We start from the raw sequence: 13,652 nt of genomic DNA on the forward strand, positions 1-13,652 counted from the left end.
GCGTGCGGTCTCGCCGGCCTGCGCGCTGGCCGAGCCGCCCGAACAGGCCGCGGTGCACAGCCGTCGGTGGTCCCCCTCATGCCAAGGAGAAGGACAATCAGCATGCCCGCAGCAGCACTGAGACGACTGGCGGCGATCGCCGTCGGTCTGGCGCTGGCACTGGCCTCGGTCATCGTGCCCGTCAGCACGGCCGTGGCCGGAGCACCCCCGAGCCGGTCCGCCCCTGACGCCAGGGCCGCATCGGCTGCAGAGCCGACACCCGCGGACAGCACCGCCCTGAAGACCTGGTGGCACGACAACTACGAGTTCAACACCACCAGCCCGGTGGCCAACGACAAGGTCCGCAGGTCGTCGTTCTACGACGTGAAGGTCGCCACCGCGGCGGCCCCGACGGCCAAGTACGACTCGTTCGCGTACATGAGCATCCCGCGCAGCGGCAAGGGCAAGATCGGCTACACCAAGGAGGACGGGGCCGAGTTCTCCTCGTCCGCGAACCTCACCATGAGCTGGTCGTCCTTCCAGTACACGACCGACGTGTGGGTCGACGTGTCCCTGCGCACCGGTCAGACGATCTCCTCCGCCGACCAGGTCAAGATCAAGCCGAGCAGTCTGAACTTCGCCAAGGAGCTGGTCGACAGCAAGACAGTGCGCGTCAAGGTCCCCTACAGCTCGGCCGGCTACCGGTTCTCCGTCGAGTTCGACCCGCAGCTGTACACGGCTTACAACGACATGTCCGGCCCCGCGACCGACGCCGGCAAGCTGACCACCCAGGGCGGCGGCGGCAACCGGGCCATCCACACCGAGCCCCGCAACTCCATGATGATCTTCGCCGAACCGGCCCCGGCCGGCGCGGAGAAGGACCGGCTGGTTCCCACTGTGGCCTCCGGCAGCATCCACTACCCGCAGCAGGGGCAGGTCACCGACCTCAACACGATCAGCGAGGAGATCGTGTACTTCCGGCCCGGCACCTACTACATGACCTCCAAGTACCACGCGCTGCTGCCCAAGCAGGTCAAGTGGGTCTACCTGGCCCCCGGCGCGTACGTGAAGGGCGCCATCCGGTTCCCCGACGACAGCCAGGGCCTGTACAAGGTGACCGGCCAGGGCGTCCTCTCCGGTGAGCAGTACGTCTACGAGGCGGACACCAACAACAACTACGACCACCTCTCCGGCGCGTCCAACTGCCACTCCAGCTGCGTGAAGATGCTTCAGTTCGAGTCGGCGCAGGGCCGCCAGCAGCACCTGGACCTGCAGGGCGTGACCATCAACGAGCCGCCCTACCACTCCTTCGTCGTCTACGGCGACGAGCAGACCTTCAGCATGCGGGTCGACAACTACAAGCAGGTCGGGTCCTGGTACTGGCAGACCGACGGCATCGAGCTCTATCGCGGCAGCACCATGAAGAACACGTTCTTCAACGCCAACGACGACGTGCTGAAGATGTACCACAGCGACGTCAGCATCGATAACACCGTCATCTGGAAGAACGAGAACGGCCCCGTCATCCAGTGGGGCTGGACCCCCCGCAACATCGACAACGTCCGGGTGAACAACACCCACGTCATCCACAACCGGATGTACTGGAAAGACGTCAAGTACAACACCTGCATCCTCAACTCCTCCTCCCACTGGGAGAACACCGGCTCGACCACCACGGCCGACCCGGGCGCATGGGTGAAGAACATGACCTTCGAGAACATCACCGTCGAAGGCATGACCAACTGCGCCATCCGCGTCTTCGCCCTGTCCAGCACCGAGAACATCCACGTCAAGAACCTCAAGATCGGCGCGTGGAACCAGCTCGACCCCTCATCCCAGGTCAGCCTCCTCAAGCGGTACTCCAACAGCGCCGGGCAGAAGGTGACCCTCGGCAACGAAACGCGCGACAGCCGCGGCCTGAAGCTGGAGAACTACACCGTCGGCGGCACCGTCATCCAGAAGTCCGGCACCAACTGGGCAGCCGACCAGCTCGGCCGGATCGGCTTCGACGCCGAGACCTGGGACAACTGGAACGCCTGGGGCCCCGGCGGCAACAACCCCGACCCCGACCCGGTCACCGGCGGCAAGATCGTCAACGGTGCGACGAACAAGTGCATCGACCGCGCCGGCGGATCCACCGCCAACGGCACCACCGTCCAGCAGTGGGCCTGCGTCAACGTGCCCTCGATGAGCTGGGCGCTCGACGGCCAGCAGCTGAAGTCCGGCGGCAAGTGCCTGGACGTCGAAGGCGGCGCCACCGCCAACGGCACCAAGGCGCACCTGTGGGACTGCGGCAGCTGGGACAGCCAGAAGTGGGCCTTCCAGTCCAACGGCACCCTGAAGAACGTCAAGTCCGGACGCTGCCTCGACATCGAAGGCCAGAGCACCGCCGACGGCGCCCGCCTGCACCTGTGGGACTGCGGCACCTGGGCCAGCCAGAAGTGGACCCTCACCTCCTGACCCACCCCGGTGGCCGCCGCCTGCGACCCATCGCTGCCGGCGGCCACCCGCCCCCCGCACCCCGCTCCTCTCTAAAGAGCGCTCGCCGATCAGAAAGGGCATCACCGTGGAGACACCCACCAGGTACCAGGGACCGGTGCTCGGCCTGTTCCGGATCGTGCTCGGACTGCTGTTCGCCTGCCACGGGGCAGCAACGCTCTTCGACGTACTCGGCGGACCGCACGGGCAGCCCCCCAGCACCGGCCAGTGGCCCGGATGGTGGGCGGCGGTGATCCAGCTGGTCGGCGGCGCCCTCGTCCTGCTCGGCCTGGGCACCCGGGCCGCCGCCACCGTGTGCTCCGGCTCCATGGCCTACGCATACTTCGTCCACCACCAGAGCGACGGACTGTTCCCGCTGGAGAACGGCGGCGAGCAGGCAGCCCTGTTCTGCTGGGCCTTCCTGCTCATCGCCGTCCTCGGCCCCGGCCGATGGTCCGCGACCGGGCTGCTCACCCACTCCACCCACCGCAAGCAGCACCCGCGAGGGGAGATAAGCAACACGCACAGCATCTGACCCCCACACAACAGCCTGTCATGAGCACGTAAATCACGGGTCCGGCCTGTGATTCCCGAAGGACACGGAGGAAGAGCACCATGAACCGCGTACCCGCAACCGCGGCCGGCCGCACCGCACTGGGCGCCGCCGTCCTGGCCACCAGCCTGCTCAGCATGCTCGCCCAAGCGCAGACCGCCGCAGCACACGGCACGGTCATCACCCCCGAGACCCGCAACTACGGCTGCCTGCAGCGCTGGGGCTACACCGAGCCCAACGAGGCCCAGGACCCCATGTGCTACCGCACCTACCACGAGAACGCCAACGCCATCGGCGCGTGGAAGGCCGTCTACGCCAACAACACCGGCGACAACTACAAGCAGGTCATCCCCGACGGCCAGATCTGCAGCGCCGGCGGCCAGGGCGAGACGAACTACCGGCCGCTCGACCGCCCCGGCCCGTGGAAGATGACCGACATCGGCTCCAACTTCACGGTCGACCTCTACGACGAGGCCCGGCACGGCGCCGACTGGCTCGAGGTCTACGTCACCAAGCAGGGCTTCAACCCCGAGTACGAGCTCATCGGGTGGGACGACCTCGAACTGGTGAAAAAGACCGGCCGCTACCCCTACCAGGCGCACTACGTCACCGACGTCAGCACCTCCGGCTACAGCGGACGGCACGTCGTGGTGACCGTCTGGAAGGCGTCCCACATGGACCAGAAGTACTTCCTGTGCAGCGACGTCAACTTCAAGTGACACCAGCGGGACACAGCTGAACCACACCACGGCATACCGGCCCCGCGAGGCGCACACCTCGCGGGGCCTCCCCCCTCCCTCTCACCGGTCGGTTGCCGAGGCCGGACCGGTCGCCTCACGGAGGACCCATGCTCCAGACCAGCCACCCTCGCCGCCTGCTGCGCGACCGGCTCCTTCCCGCCGTGCGCACCCCATCGGCCCGAAGGACAGCCACACAGCGCGCGGCCGAGTACTACCGGGCGCGCAGCACCGCGGTTCTGCGCATCAGCGTCGGTGTCCTCTACTGCTGGTTCGGTGTGCTCAAGCTCTTCCCTGCCGGAAGCCCGGCCGAGGAGATCGCGGCCGCCGCCATGACGAAGCTCACCGGCGGCCAGCTGCCCACGACCGTGTCCATGCCGCTGCTGGGCGCCGCGGAAACCTTGATCGGACTCGCTCTGGTCACCGGCCTGCTGGTCCGGCCCGCCTTGATGCTGTTCTTCGGGCACATGACCGGTGTCTTCGTCACCCTCGCGCTGCTGCCCGGCCAGATGTGGCACCACGGGGTGCCCACCCTCGAGGGCCAGTACGTTCTGAAGAATCTGGTTCTGATAGCCGCCTGCCTGGCCGTCGCAGCTGACGAGCTCTCTGGCTGACGCTCACGCCCCCTACCCAGCCGCTGGACAACCCGCCCGATCCTGCGGGTCCGCACCACCCTCCAGGATCCACCCGTAGGAAGCACTCTTGATCTCGACGACCGCCTCGACTGGCTGATACCGCTTTCAAGATCGTGCTCGCCACGCTGGTCATTCACTATGTCCGCGACGGCGTGGCGACGCTGCGAGAATTCCACCGCACCCTCGTCCCGGCTATCACGTAAGCCGGGGTCCATCGCCTTTCGCCTGGCCAAGAAGCCCTCAGCTCATTGCCGACCGACAACCAAGATGAACAGGCACCGCACCATGCTGACTCACGAAGGGGCTTCATCTGGAGCTCTGGGGCAGCTTGCTGTGCATGTGCGCAGTCACACCACCGGGCGCCCGCGGTGCGATCCCCCGGTATCACCGCACCGTGTCGGAGCGCACCACGGCCGGACGGGCTCCTCTGTCACACACCTCCTTGACCGCAGCCTGACCGCGAGCCGAAACCGGCGTTGACAAGGGGGAAGCATCGCGGCAGCAGACCCGGACAAGGGATCGCCTGCGGCCGGCGCACCGGGCGCGGTGGCGCACCATCGCGGAGCGCACCACGGTGGCGACCACCGCGCCGGAGTGGAATCCACTCGGTGGAGCCCACTCAAGTTCCGCATCCCGTGAACATCGTCTGCAGCCCAAACTGAGCTCCTCCCGTGAAGCTCCCCATCTGCCGTCGAGGGTCCTGCTGGGTGTGCTGCGGCGGGACCGCCGCCGGGGCGGGCTGTGGGCGGCTTCCCGACAATCCGGCGGCGAGCTGGATCCGGTCGAGCCCGCGACTCAGGGCCGACTCGGACTCCCTCCGGTGTGCTCAGCGAGGAGCAGTACCGCCCGGGGACTCTGAGCCAAGCAGCGTGAGCAGCCCGGGGAATCTCTTGTCGATGTCCGCGCGTCGCAGTCGGATGCCCTTGCGGTTGCCGTAGTCGATCTCGTCAATGAGACCTGCCTCGCGCAGGACTCGGAAGTGGTGGGTCTGGGTCTGCTTCGAGATCGGAAGATTGAACGAGTTGCAGCCCCGCTCGCTGTCGTTACGGTCTGCAGCCAACTCCGTCATCACCGAACGACGGTGCTCGTCGGCGAGGGCGCGAAACACCGCACCCAGGTCGAGCGCATCGGCCTCCGGGCCAACCAGGTTCCTTCCGGCCACGCCGCACCTCCTTCAGGTATGACTTGCATCGTACCTGAAGGGCATGCTTCTCTGATTAGGTACGAAATTGATCGTACCTTGGTCGGCTGCACCGCCCCGTGCCGCCGTTCCCTCAGACCCTCCCCGGCACTCGCCGGGGACCTGGTCATCGACACTCCGAGAGGTCATCGTCATGAAGAAGCCCGAGGTGCTGATAGTCGGTGCCGGAATCGCAGGGCCCGCACTCGCGTACTGGCTCTCCCGGAACGGATACCGGCCGACAGTCGTCGAACACGCCCGGCAGCTGCGTTCCGGTGGTAGCGCGATCGTCGTGAAGGGGCCCGCGATCCCGGTCGCCGAGCGTATGGGCATCCTCCCGCAGCTCCGCGAGCTCGCCACCCGCAATCGGTCGCTGACCCTGCTCGACCCCAGCGGCAGGCGAATCCTGCAACTCCCGCTCACCTCGGACAAGGCGCCGACGGTCGAAGTGACCCGAGCCGACCTGTCCGAGGTGCTCCACCGGTCGGCGCAGACCGAGACCGAGTTCGTGTTCGACGACACGGTCACCGCTCTCGACCAGGATGAAGGCGGGGTGGACGTCACCTTCCGGCGGTCCGCGCCACGGCGCTTCGATTTGGTAGTCGGTGCCGACGGGGTGCACTCCGCCGTAAGGCGCCTGGTATTCGGCCCCGAGCGGCAGTTCGCGAGCGACATGGGCCTGTACGGCGCGACCGTCCCGCTGGAACCCGAGGCCATCGAGGACCCGACCGAAATGATGATGCTGACCGTGCCGAACCGGATGCTGGTCCTCCACCCCTCGCGGACCACCCCGCTCGCGATCTTCACCTTCCGGGCCGCACAGCCGGCGCCCCACGACCGCAAGAACATCGCCCTTCACAAGCAGACCGTGGCCGACGCCTACGCCGATGTGCGGTGGCGGGCACCGGAACTCGTGGCAGCCTTCCTCGACCACCCGGCTCCGTTCTTCGACCCCCTGACCACCGTCCGGGTGCCCTCGTGGTCACGCGGACGGGTCGTACTGCTCGGGGACGCGGCGGCGGCGACAGCCCTGCTGGGTGACGGCTCCAGCATGGCGATGACGGGCGCGTACGCCCTCGCAGAAGAGCTCGCCGCCCATCCCGGTGACCACGCCCGCGCCTTCGCCACCTACGAGTCGCGGCTCCGCCGCGAGGTAGGCCCGCGGCAGCGACGCGTCGGTCTGCTCTCCAGGCTCATGGTGCCCCGCACCGGGCCGGGCCTCGCGGTGCGCAACGCGGTGGGCCGCGCGGTCCGTCGCACGAACCGGACCGCCTCTCGCGAAGCCGCGAACCGGTAGACCGAGCCCGCACCGACCGCTCACCGGCCGGTGCGCAGCTCCCCTGCAGCCCCCAACCGGGTCGGCGCCGCCATGCGAGCAAGCCATGGCCGCCCTGAAGGGCTGGCGCATCGCGTGGAAACTCCGCTGTAGCACCAACCGAGTCGCCTCCATCGTGGAGACCATCCCCGCCCTTCGTCACGCCTCAACCTGAGGCTGGAGAAGGCTCACTGTCCGGCGGATCATTGGCGGAGCCATGGCCAACCTGGCCACGTCACCGACCACTGCGGCACCCTTCGGGCAAGACCTGAGGCAGGCACTGGAAGGTTGCAGGTGCCCGGTGCCCAGGACCGCCGACACGATGTGGTGCGAACCCTGAGGGGAAATATGTGGAAGCCCAAGGACTTCGAGTCTCCCTGACGATTCCCTGCCCATTTTCCCGCACCGGACAATCTGTGAGCACATACAGCACGACCGGAACCCGGAGAAGCGCCGCATCCTGCTGAGTTCTTCGGGTGTGACCGCAGCAGCCGTCACGCTTGCCGTACCCTCCACCATGTCGGCCTACGCCGCCTCGCAGACGCTCTGGCAGGGCGATGACGTCGACACGGCCACCACCAGCGGCTACGTCAGCATCTGCGACAGGGAGGCGGACGGCAACGGAGCGTGCGCCGTGCCCCGAGACATACAGCAGGGCCAGCTCGTCCTCATCGCACGCCGTAAGAAGGCCGTTGGCCTGCACGGCGTGAACGGTGACGCCGCCCTGCCCGAGCAACTCGGTCGGCGTCACCGGCACCGGCGTCTCGTTCCATGGCCCGCGTGTACCGGTTCCACGCGCCGAGGCGCTGGCCAGTTCGATGTAGGACGTCCAGGTAGACACCGAGCACGATGCCGGGACCCGTCAGGAGTTCGTGGACGGTCGAAGTACGCGTCAACTGGCCCGAAGACCGACCGCCAGCGTCAGTTCAAGGACCCGTTGTGGCGATGCGAGATCCGGAAACAGCTCCCGCAGCTGCGACATCCGGTACCGGACGGTCTGGGGATGGACGAACAACGCTGCCGCCACCTCGTCCCGCCTGCCCTGGTGCAGCAGCCACGCCCGCAACGTCTCCTCCAGCCGCCGTGCGGTCGTGACAGGCAAGGTCCTGAGCGGTGCGAGGGCTCGGGCACGCAGGTCTGCGAACGCGTCCACATCGGCGGTCAGCACCAGCTCGGGCAGGTGGTCCTCGGTATCGCGGATATCAGAGGAGAGGGAGCGGGCGCGTACGGCTCGTCCGTACGAAGCGGACGCGCGGGTCCATGGCCGGGTCGGGCCGACCACGGCCGTGTGGCCGGCCAGCTGCCGCAAGAGATGTGGTCGGTCGGCATCGGGGACGAGCAGCACACCGGTGGCGTCCGGCAGATCGTCGAGGACGAGGGTGCTCGGGTCGAGCGCGCGGTAGGCAGGCCGGGCCTGGGCGGCGGGCAGCAGGACCGCCGTCAGCGAATCCGGAGGCTGCCATCCGGCCCGTTGAGCAGAGGCCAGCAGCACGTCCGGGCTCGCGCCGGCGAGGAGATCGCGGGCCAGGTGTTCCAGGTGGCGCTCGTGGGCCCTGCCCCGGGCGGCCAGTTCGTCGGCGTGGCCCGCAGCGCTCGCGGCGGAGAGCTCGTCGATGTAGGCGAAGGTCAGCTCGGCGAACTTGGCCACCTCGGCGGCGGGCAGACCTGCGGACACGGCGCCCGCGGCCAGGCATCGCCAGGCCACGCGGGCGCCGACGCGGTAGGCGCTGAGCAGGGCGTCCATCGAACGGCCGTCGCGCACCTCGCCGCGGCCCAGCTCGTAGGCTGCATCGCCGGCGTCCCCGCCTGTGACATTCCCGCTCGCGAGGTCCAGGTAGTGCCCCAGGGCGGTGCGGACGGCCCGGCGGATGGTGGCGCCCATATGGCCCGACAGGGCGTTGGCGTAGGAGGGGACCTCGTCGATGATCGCCTGGACGACCTCGTCGGCTGTGGTCTTCAGCGCGGCCCTCAGTGCGGTGACCGTCGTCTCATCCAAGGCCAATTCGCTGGCCCTCCGGATTGCATGGCTCACGTCTTTGTTCCCTGCGAACAATTCCACCCACCAGATTCACGTCCTGCGGTCAGGACTTTACACCCTGAGGCGCAGCAAGCTGGAGCCATGACGAGTGCAGCCCTCCGCAGCAGGGCGTGGAAATTGCTGGAGATGGTCACAACGCCGCTGCTGCCGTCGGACTACCTCGACCTGGTCAGCCCACTGCGTGCGGGCGCAGACCTGCGTGGGCGCATCGAGGCCGTGCACCCCGAGACGGGTGACGCCGCGACCGTCGTGATCAGGCCGGGGCGGGGCTGGCGCGGCCATACAGCCGGTCAGTACGTGCGGATCGGTGTCGATGTCGACGGGGTGCGTCTGTGGCGTGCCTACTCCATCACCTCGCCGACGAACCGCCAGGACGGCCGCGTCACGATCACCGTGAAGGCTGTCCCGGACGGCAAGGTCAGCAACCACCTGGTCCGCAGGGCGAAACCGGGCACGCTGATCGAGCTCGACCAGGCGACCGGTGACTTCGTGCTGCCGCAGGCCAAGCCCACCAAGGTGCTCTACCTGACGGCCGGCAGCGGCATCACACCCGTGATGGGCATGCTGCGCGACACCGAGTTCGACGACGTCGTCATGGTCCACTGCGCGCCACAGCCACAAGACGTGATCTTCCGCAACGAACTGCACGACCTGGTCGCGGACGAGAAGCTGCGGCTCACCGAGGTGCACACCGCCAGGCACGGCATGCTCGACATCACCCGTCTCGACGAACTCGTGCCCGACTGGGCCGAGCGCGAGACCTGGGCCTGCGGGCCCGCGGGCCTGCTCGACGCCGCCGAAGAGCACTGGAGCACACACGGACTCCAGGACCGTCTGCACACCGAGCGGTTCCGCCCCAGCATCGTCGTCGCCGGTGATGGCGGCGGCGAGGTCACGTTCAGCGCCACCGGCAAGACCGTCGACGCGGACGGCGCCACGCCGTTGCTGGACGTCGGCGAAGAGGCGGGCGTGCTCATGCCCTCCGGGTGCCGCATGGGCATCTGCTTCGGCTGCGTCACGCCGCTCAAGGCGGGCGCTGTCCGCGACCTACGCACCGGCGAGATCACCGAGGCCGAGCCGGGCGTCCTCATCCAGACCTGTGTGTCCGCCGCCGCGGGCCCCTGCGACATCGAACGGTAGGAGCATCTTGACCGCTATCGACCCCACCGCCCACCTCACTGCGGAGCAGATCGAGGACCTCGGCCGCGAGCTGGACGCGATCCGCGACGAGGTGATTGCCGGCCGAGGCGAGAAGGACGCCGCCTACATCCGTAAGGTCATCGCCGCCCAGCGCAAGCTGGAGCTGGTCAGCAGGGGCGTGCTGCTGTTCTCGATGTTCCCGCCCGCGTGGCTGGTCGGCACCGCCGGTCTGTCCGTGGCGAAGATCATGGACAACATGGAGATCGGCCACAACATCCTGCACGGCCAGTGGGACTGGATGCGGGACCCGAAGATCCACTCCACCACCTGGGAGTGGGACCACGTCTCGCCGGCCGACCAGTGGAAGCACTCGCACAACGAGCTGCACCACACGTACACCAACGTGATCGGCAAGGACAACGACCTCGGCTACGGCATCATGCGCGTCGACGAGGACCAGAAGTGGCACCCGTTCCACCTGGGCCAGCCGCTGTGGAACTTCATCAACGCCTGCTTCTTCGAGTACGGCATCGCAGCGTACGACCTGGAGCTCGGCAAGAACCTGAGCAAGCGCCGCCGCAAGGACCCGGAGTTCCGCGCGCGGGCCAAAGCCGTGGGCCGCAAGATCCGCAAGCAGGTACTCAAGGACTACGTGATCCACCCGCTGCTGTCGGGCCCGTCGTTCCTCCCCACGCTCGCCGCCACGTTCACCGCGAACCTGGTCCGCAACATCTGGTCCCACTCGGTGATCATGTGCGGACACTTCCCGGAGGGCGTACAGGTCTTCGAGCGCCGGTCGATCAAGGACGAGACGCGCGGCCAGTGGTACCTGCGCCAGATGATGGGCTCGGCGAACATCAGCGGCAGCAGGGCCATGCACTTCATGACCGGCAACCTGTCGCACCAGATCGAGCACCACCTGTTCCCCGACCTGCCGAGCAACCGGTACGCCGAGGTCGCGGTGAAGGTGCGCGCCCTGTTCGAGAAGTACGAGCTGGAGTACGTCACAGGGCCACTGCCCAAGCAGGTGTTCTCCGCGTGGCGCAAGGTCTTCCGGCTCTCGCTGCCGAACAAGAAGCCCGAGGCCGGAACGCCGGACCGCGAGCAGGTGCTCGTCGCCGCCTGATCGTTCTGATGCCTGGGGCCGTCATGCTGCCGCTCGGGCGGCAGGTCATCTGCTGGAGGTGCTGCGGGGTGCCCGGCGCAGCGATCGTCACCGGGCCGCCCGGGCCGACCCGGTGGGCCGGTGATGAGGCTGGACATCCGGACCGACTCGTCGCCGGGTCTCACCGCGTGCACCTAGGCGTCCGCCCCCGGACGCCTGCCCGGATGTTGCTCAGGCGTCGATGATGACGGGGATGATGAGGGGCTTGCGGCGATGGGTGCGGAACGCCCAGTTCGCCACGGCGCGGGCCACGAGCTGTTCGAGCTGGCCCGCGTCCCCGACGCCTTCCTCGGCAGCGGTGGCCAGCGTCTTCTCGATGACGGGGATGACCGGCTCGAAGGTGGCGTCGTCGTGGACGAAGCCCCGGGCCAGGAAGTCGGGGGCCTCGGCGAGGGCGCCGGTGTCCGCGTCGACGATCGCCACCACCGTGACCACGCCTTCGGCGGCGAGGGTGAGACGGTCCTTGAGGGACGCCTCGGTGGCACCGCCGACCTCCATGCCGTCCACGTAGACGTTGCCTGCGGGAACCTTGCCGGTGACGGACGCCCGCCCGTCGACCAGGTCGACGACGACGCCGTCCTCGGCGATGACCACCCGGTCGGGATCCACACCGGTGCGGATGGCGAGGTCGCCGTTGGCCCGCAGGTGGCGCCATTCACCGTGCACGGGCATGACATTGCGGGGCTTGACGATATTGTAGCAGTAGACGAGTTCGCCGGCGCTGGCGTGCCCGGAGACGTGCACCTTGGCGTTGCCCTTGTGGACCACGTGGGCACCCCACCGGGTGAGTCCGTTGATCACCCGGTAGATGGCGTTCTCGTTGCCGGGGATGAGGGAGCTGGCGAGCAGGACGGTGTCGTCCTTGCCGATGCGGATCATGTGGTCCCGGTTGGCCATCCGTGACAGCGCGGCCATCGGTTCGCCCTGGGAGCCGGTGCACACCAGAGCGATCTTGTGATCCGGGAGCTTCTCCAGCTCCTTCGTGCTCACGACCAGACCGGAGGGGACCTTCAGATAGCCCAGGTCCCGGGCGATGCCCATGTTGCGGACCATCGACCGGCCGACGAAGGCGACCTTGCGGCCGTGCTGGTGGGCGGCGTCCAAGACCTGCTGGATCCGGTGCACATGGCTGGCGAAACTGGAGACGATGACCCGGCGCGGCGCGGTGCGCATCACCTGCTCGATCGCCGGGTTCAACTCCCGCTCGGAGGTGGTGAAGCCGGGTACTTCGGCGTTGGTGGAGTCGGTGAGGAACAGGTCCACGCCCTCCTCGCCGAGGCGGGCGAAGGCACGTAGATCGGTGATGCGGTCGTCGAGAGGGAACTGGTCCATCTTGAAATCGCCGGTGTGCAGCACCATCCCGGCCCGGGTGCGGATCGCGACCGCGAGGCTGTCCGGGATGGAGTGGTTGACCGCCACGAACTCGCAGTCGAAAGGCCCGAAGCCCCGCCGGTCACCCTCCCGCACCCGCACCGAGCGCGGCCGGATGCCATGCTCCTTGAGCTTGGCCTCCAGGAACGCCAGCGTCAGCTTGGAGCCGACGACCGGGATGTCCCTCCGCTCGCGCAGCAGGTACGGCACGCCGCCGATGTGGTCCTCATGACCGTGGGTGAGGACCACCGCCACGATGTCGTCCAGCCGGTCCCGGATCGAGGTGAAGTCCGGCAGGATCACGTCCACGCCGGGTTGGGTCTCCTCGGGGAACAGCACCCCGCAGTCGACGACGAGCAGCTTGCCCGCGTGCTCGAAGACGGTCATGTTGCGGCCGATCTCACCCAGGCCGCCCAGGGCGATGACCCGCAGCCCTCCTTCGGGAAGGGGAGGGGCGGCTTTCAGTTCGGGGTGTGGATGACTCATACCCTGACGGTACCCGGAGAGCGGGACAGGATGATCCATTAACTCCTCCCGACAGGGTCGGGGCACCACAATGGGTGTCCGGGACGATCCGATGACGCCGACGGCCGGACAGGGAGGGGTGAAGGCGGGTCCAGCCAAGGTGAGCGCAAGCCGCGCGGAACGGTACAGACTTCGACACGGCAAGCATGTGCCTCACTGGGCCCGGCAGGCCGCCGATGCGTAACCCGGGGCGCCGGCGGGCTCCGGCCCGGGCCTGGTGGAATCCGTCTTGGACAGAGAGGACCCCAAGTCAGGCTCGCTCGGCAACCCCTATTCAGCCAGCCGACGCCGTTCGGCAGCCTCCGAGCGAGGCGTCACGAGCCGGTGCGCCTGATAACCCTCCGGCCGTCGATGTGGCTTCGCGGCAGGATGCACCGGCCCCTCCTCATCCAGCGACAGCACTGGACGCACCAGCCCACCCCTCCCCCATCCTGCATCGCACGGTACCGGCCGACAGCGACACCGCCCAGGTCGGCCTCTGTGCGGATGAAGGGCTGGTGACCGACTTCGCCCAGGACGAGAATCGTGCGCTGCCG

Annotated in this window: 11 protein-coding genes; 8 read left to right on the plus strand and 3 right to left on the minus strand. The window is 68.0% G+C overall.

Annotated features, from left to right (window positions below; translation table 11 throughout):
* The first annotated feature begins 102 nt into the window (after positions 1-102).
* The 5 genes from ACLIN4_RS00305 to ACLIN4_RS00325 all read left to right on the plus strand — a co-directional run bounded on the left by ACLIN4_RS00305 (position 103) and on the right by ACLIN4_RS00325 (position 4,585).
* Entirely contained in the window at positions 103-2,439 is a 2,337-nt protein-coding gene (locus ACLIN4_RS00305) for a family 49 glycosyl hydrolase (RefSeq protein WP_411575333.1), read from the plus strand.
* Positions 2,440-2,545: 106 nt separating this feature from the next.
* Complete coding sequence (locus tag ACLIN4_RS00310) at positions 2,546-2,992, plus strand: DoxX family protein (RefSeq protein WP_411575334.1); 447 nt, start codon at positions 2,546-2,548, stop codon at positions 2,990-2,992.
* A gap of 80 nt (positions 2,993-3,072) precedes the next feature.
* Positions 3,073-3,729, plus strand: a complete 657-nt coding sequence (locus ACLIN4_RS00315; RefSeq protein ID WP_411575335.1) for a lytic polysaccharide monooxygenase — start codon at positions 3,073-3,075, stop codon at positions 3,727-3,729.
* A gap of 128 nt (positions 3,730-3,857) precedes the next feature.
* Positions 3,858-4,361: a DoxX family protein gene (locus tag ACLIN4_RS00320; protein WP_307653489.1), complete on the plus strand. Its 504-nt coding sequence runs from the start codon at positions 3,858-3,860 to the stop codon at positions 4,359-4,361.
* A 110-nt stretch (positions 4,362-4,471) separates the two neighbouring features.
* Positions 4,472-4,585 carry a hypothetical protein gene (locus tag ACLIN4_RS00325; protein ID WP_411576713.1) on the plus strand — a complete coding sequence of 38 codons (114 nt, stop codon included), beginning with the start codon at positions 4,472-4,474 and terminating at the stop codon, positions 4,583-4,585.
* 623 nt (positions 4,586-5,208) lie between these two features.
* Here the strand turns inward: ACLIN4_RS00325 and ACLIN4_RS00330 are convergent.
* Positions 5,209-5,544 (minus strand): ArsR/SmtB family transcription factor, encoded by a 336-nt coding sequence (locus tag ACLIN4_RS00330; protein WP_100048428.1) that lies wholly within the window; start codon positions 5,542-5,544, stop codon positions 5,209-5,211.
* Positions 5,545-5,716: 172 nt separating this feature from the next.
* On the opposite strand from ACLIN4_RS00330, the gene ACLIN4_RS00335 reads away from it, so the two are divergent.
* Entirely contained in the window at positions 5,717-6,859 is a 1,143-nt protein-coding gene (locus tag ACLIN4_RS00335) for an FAD-dependent monooxygenase (RefSeq protein ID WP_100048429.1), read from the plus strand.
* Positions 6,860-7,769: 910 nt separating this feature from the next.
* Here ACLIN4_RS00335 and ACLIN4_RS00340 read toward each other — a convergent pair.
* Positions 7,770-8,909 carry a PucR family transcriptional regulator gene (locus ACLIN4_RS00340; RefSeq protein WP_411575336.1) on the minus strand — a complete coding sequence of 380 codons (1,140 nt, stop codon included), beginning with the start codon at positions 8,907-8,909 and terminating at the stop codon, positions 7,770-7,772.
* An 87-nt stretch (positions 8,910-8,996) separates the two neighbouring features.
* On the opposite strand from ACLIN4_RS00340, the gene ACLIN4_RS00345 reads away from it, so the two are divergent.
* Together ACLIN4_RS00345 and ACLIN4_RS00350 are read left to right on the plus strand one after the other, a co-directional pair.
* The gene (locus ACLIN4_RS00345; RefSeq protein WP_411575337.1) at positions 8,997-10,055 is read left to right on the plus strand and encodes a ferredoxin reductase; all 1,059 of its coding nucleotides are present in this window, start codon (positions 8,997-8,999) and stop codon (positions 10,053-10,055) included.
* A gap of 7 nt (positions 10,056-10,062) precedes the next feature.
* Positions 10,063-11,181, plus strand: coding sequence for a fatty acid desaturase family protein (locus ACLIN4_RS00350; RefSeq protein ID WP_289909240.1), 1,119 nt, complete (start codon positions 10,063-10,065; stop codon positions 11,179-11,181).
* A gap of 210 nt (positions 11,182-11,391) precedes the next feature.
* On the opposite strand, the gene ACLIN4_RS00355 is transcribed toward ACLIN4_RS00350, so the two are convergent.
* The gene (locus tag ACLIN4_RS00355) at positions 11,392-13,077 is read right to left on the minus strand and encodes a ribonuclease J (RefSeq protein WP_411575338.1); all 1,686 of its coding nucleotides are present in this window, start codon (positions 13,075-13,077) and stop codon (positions 11,392-11,394) included.
* Between the last annotated feature and the right edge of the window lie 575 nt (positions 13,078-13,652).

The organism is Streptomyces mutabilis, assembly GCF_046628145.1.
Taxonomy (GTDB): domain Bacteria; phylum Actinomycetota; class Actinomycetes; order Streptomycetales; family Streptomycetaceae; genus Streptomyces; species Streptomyces mutabilis.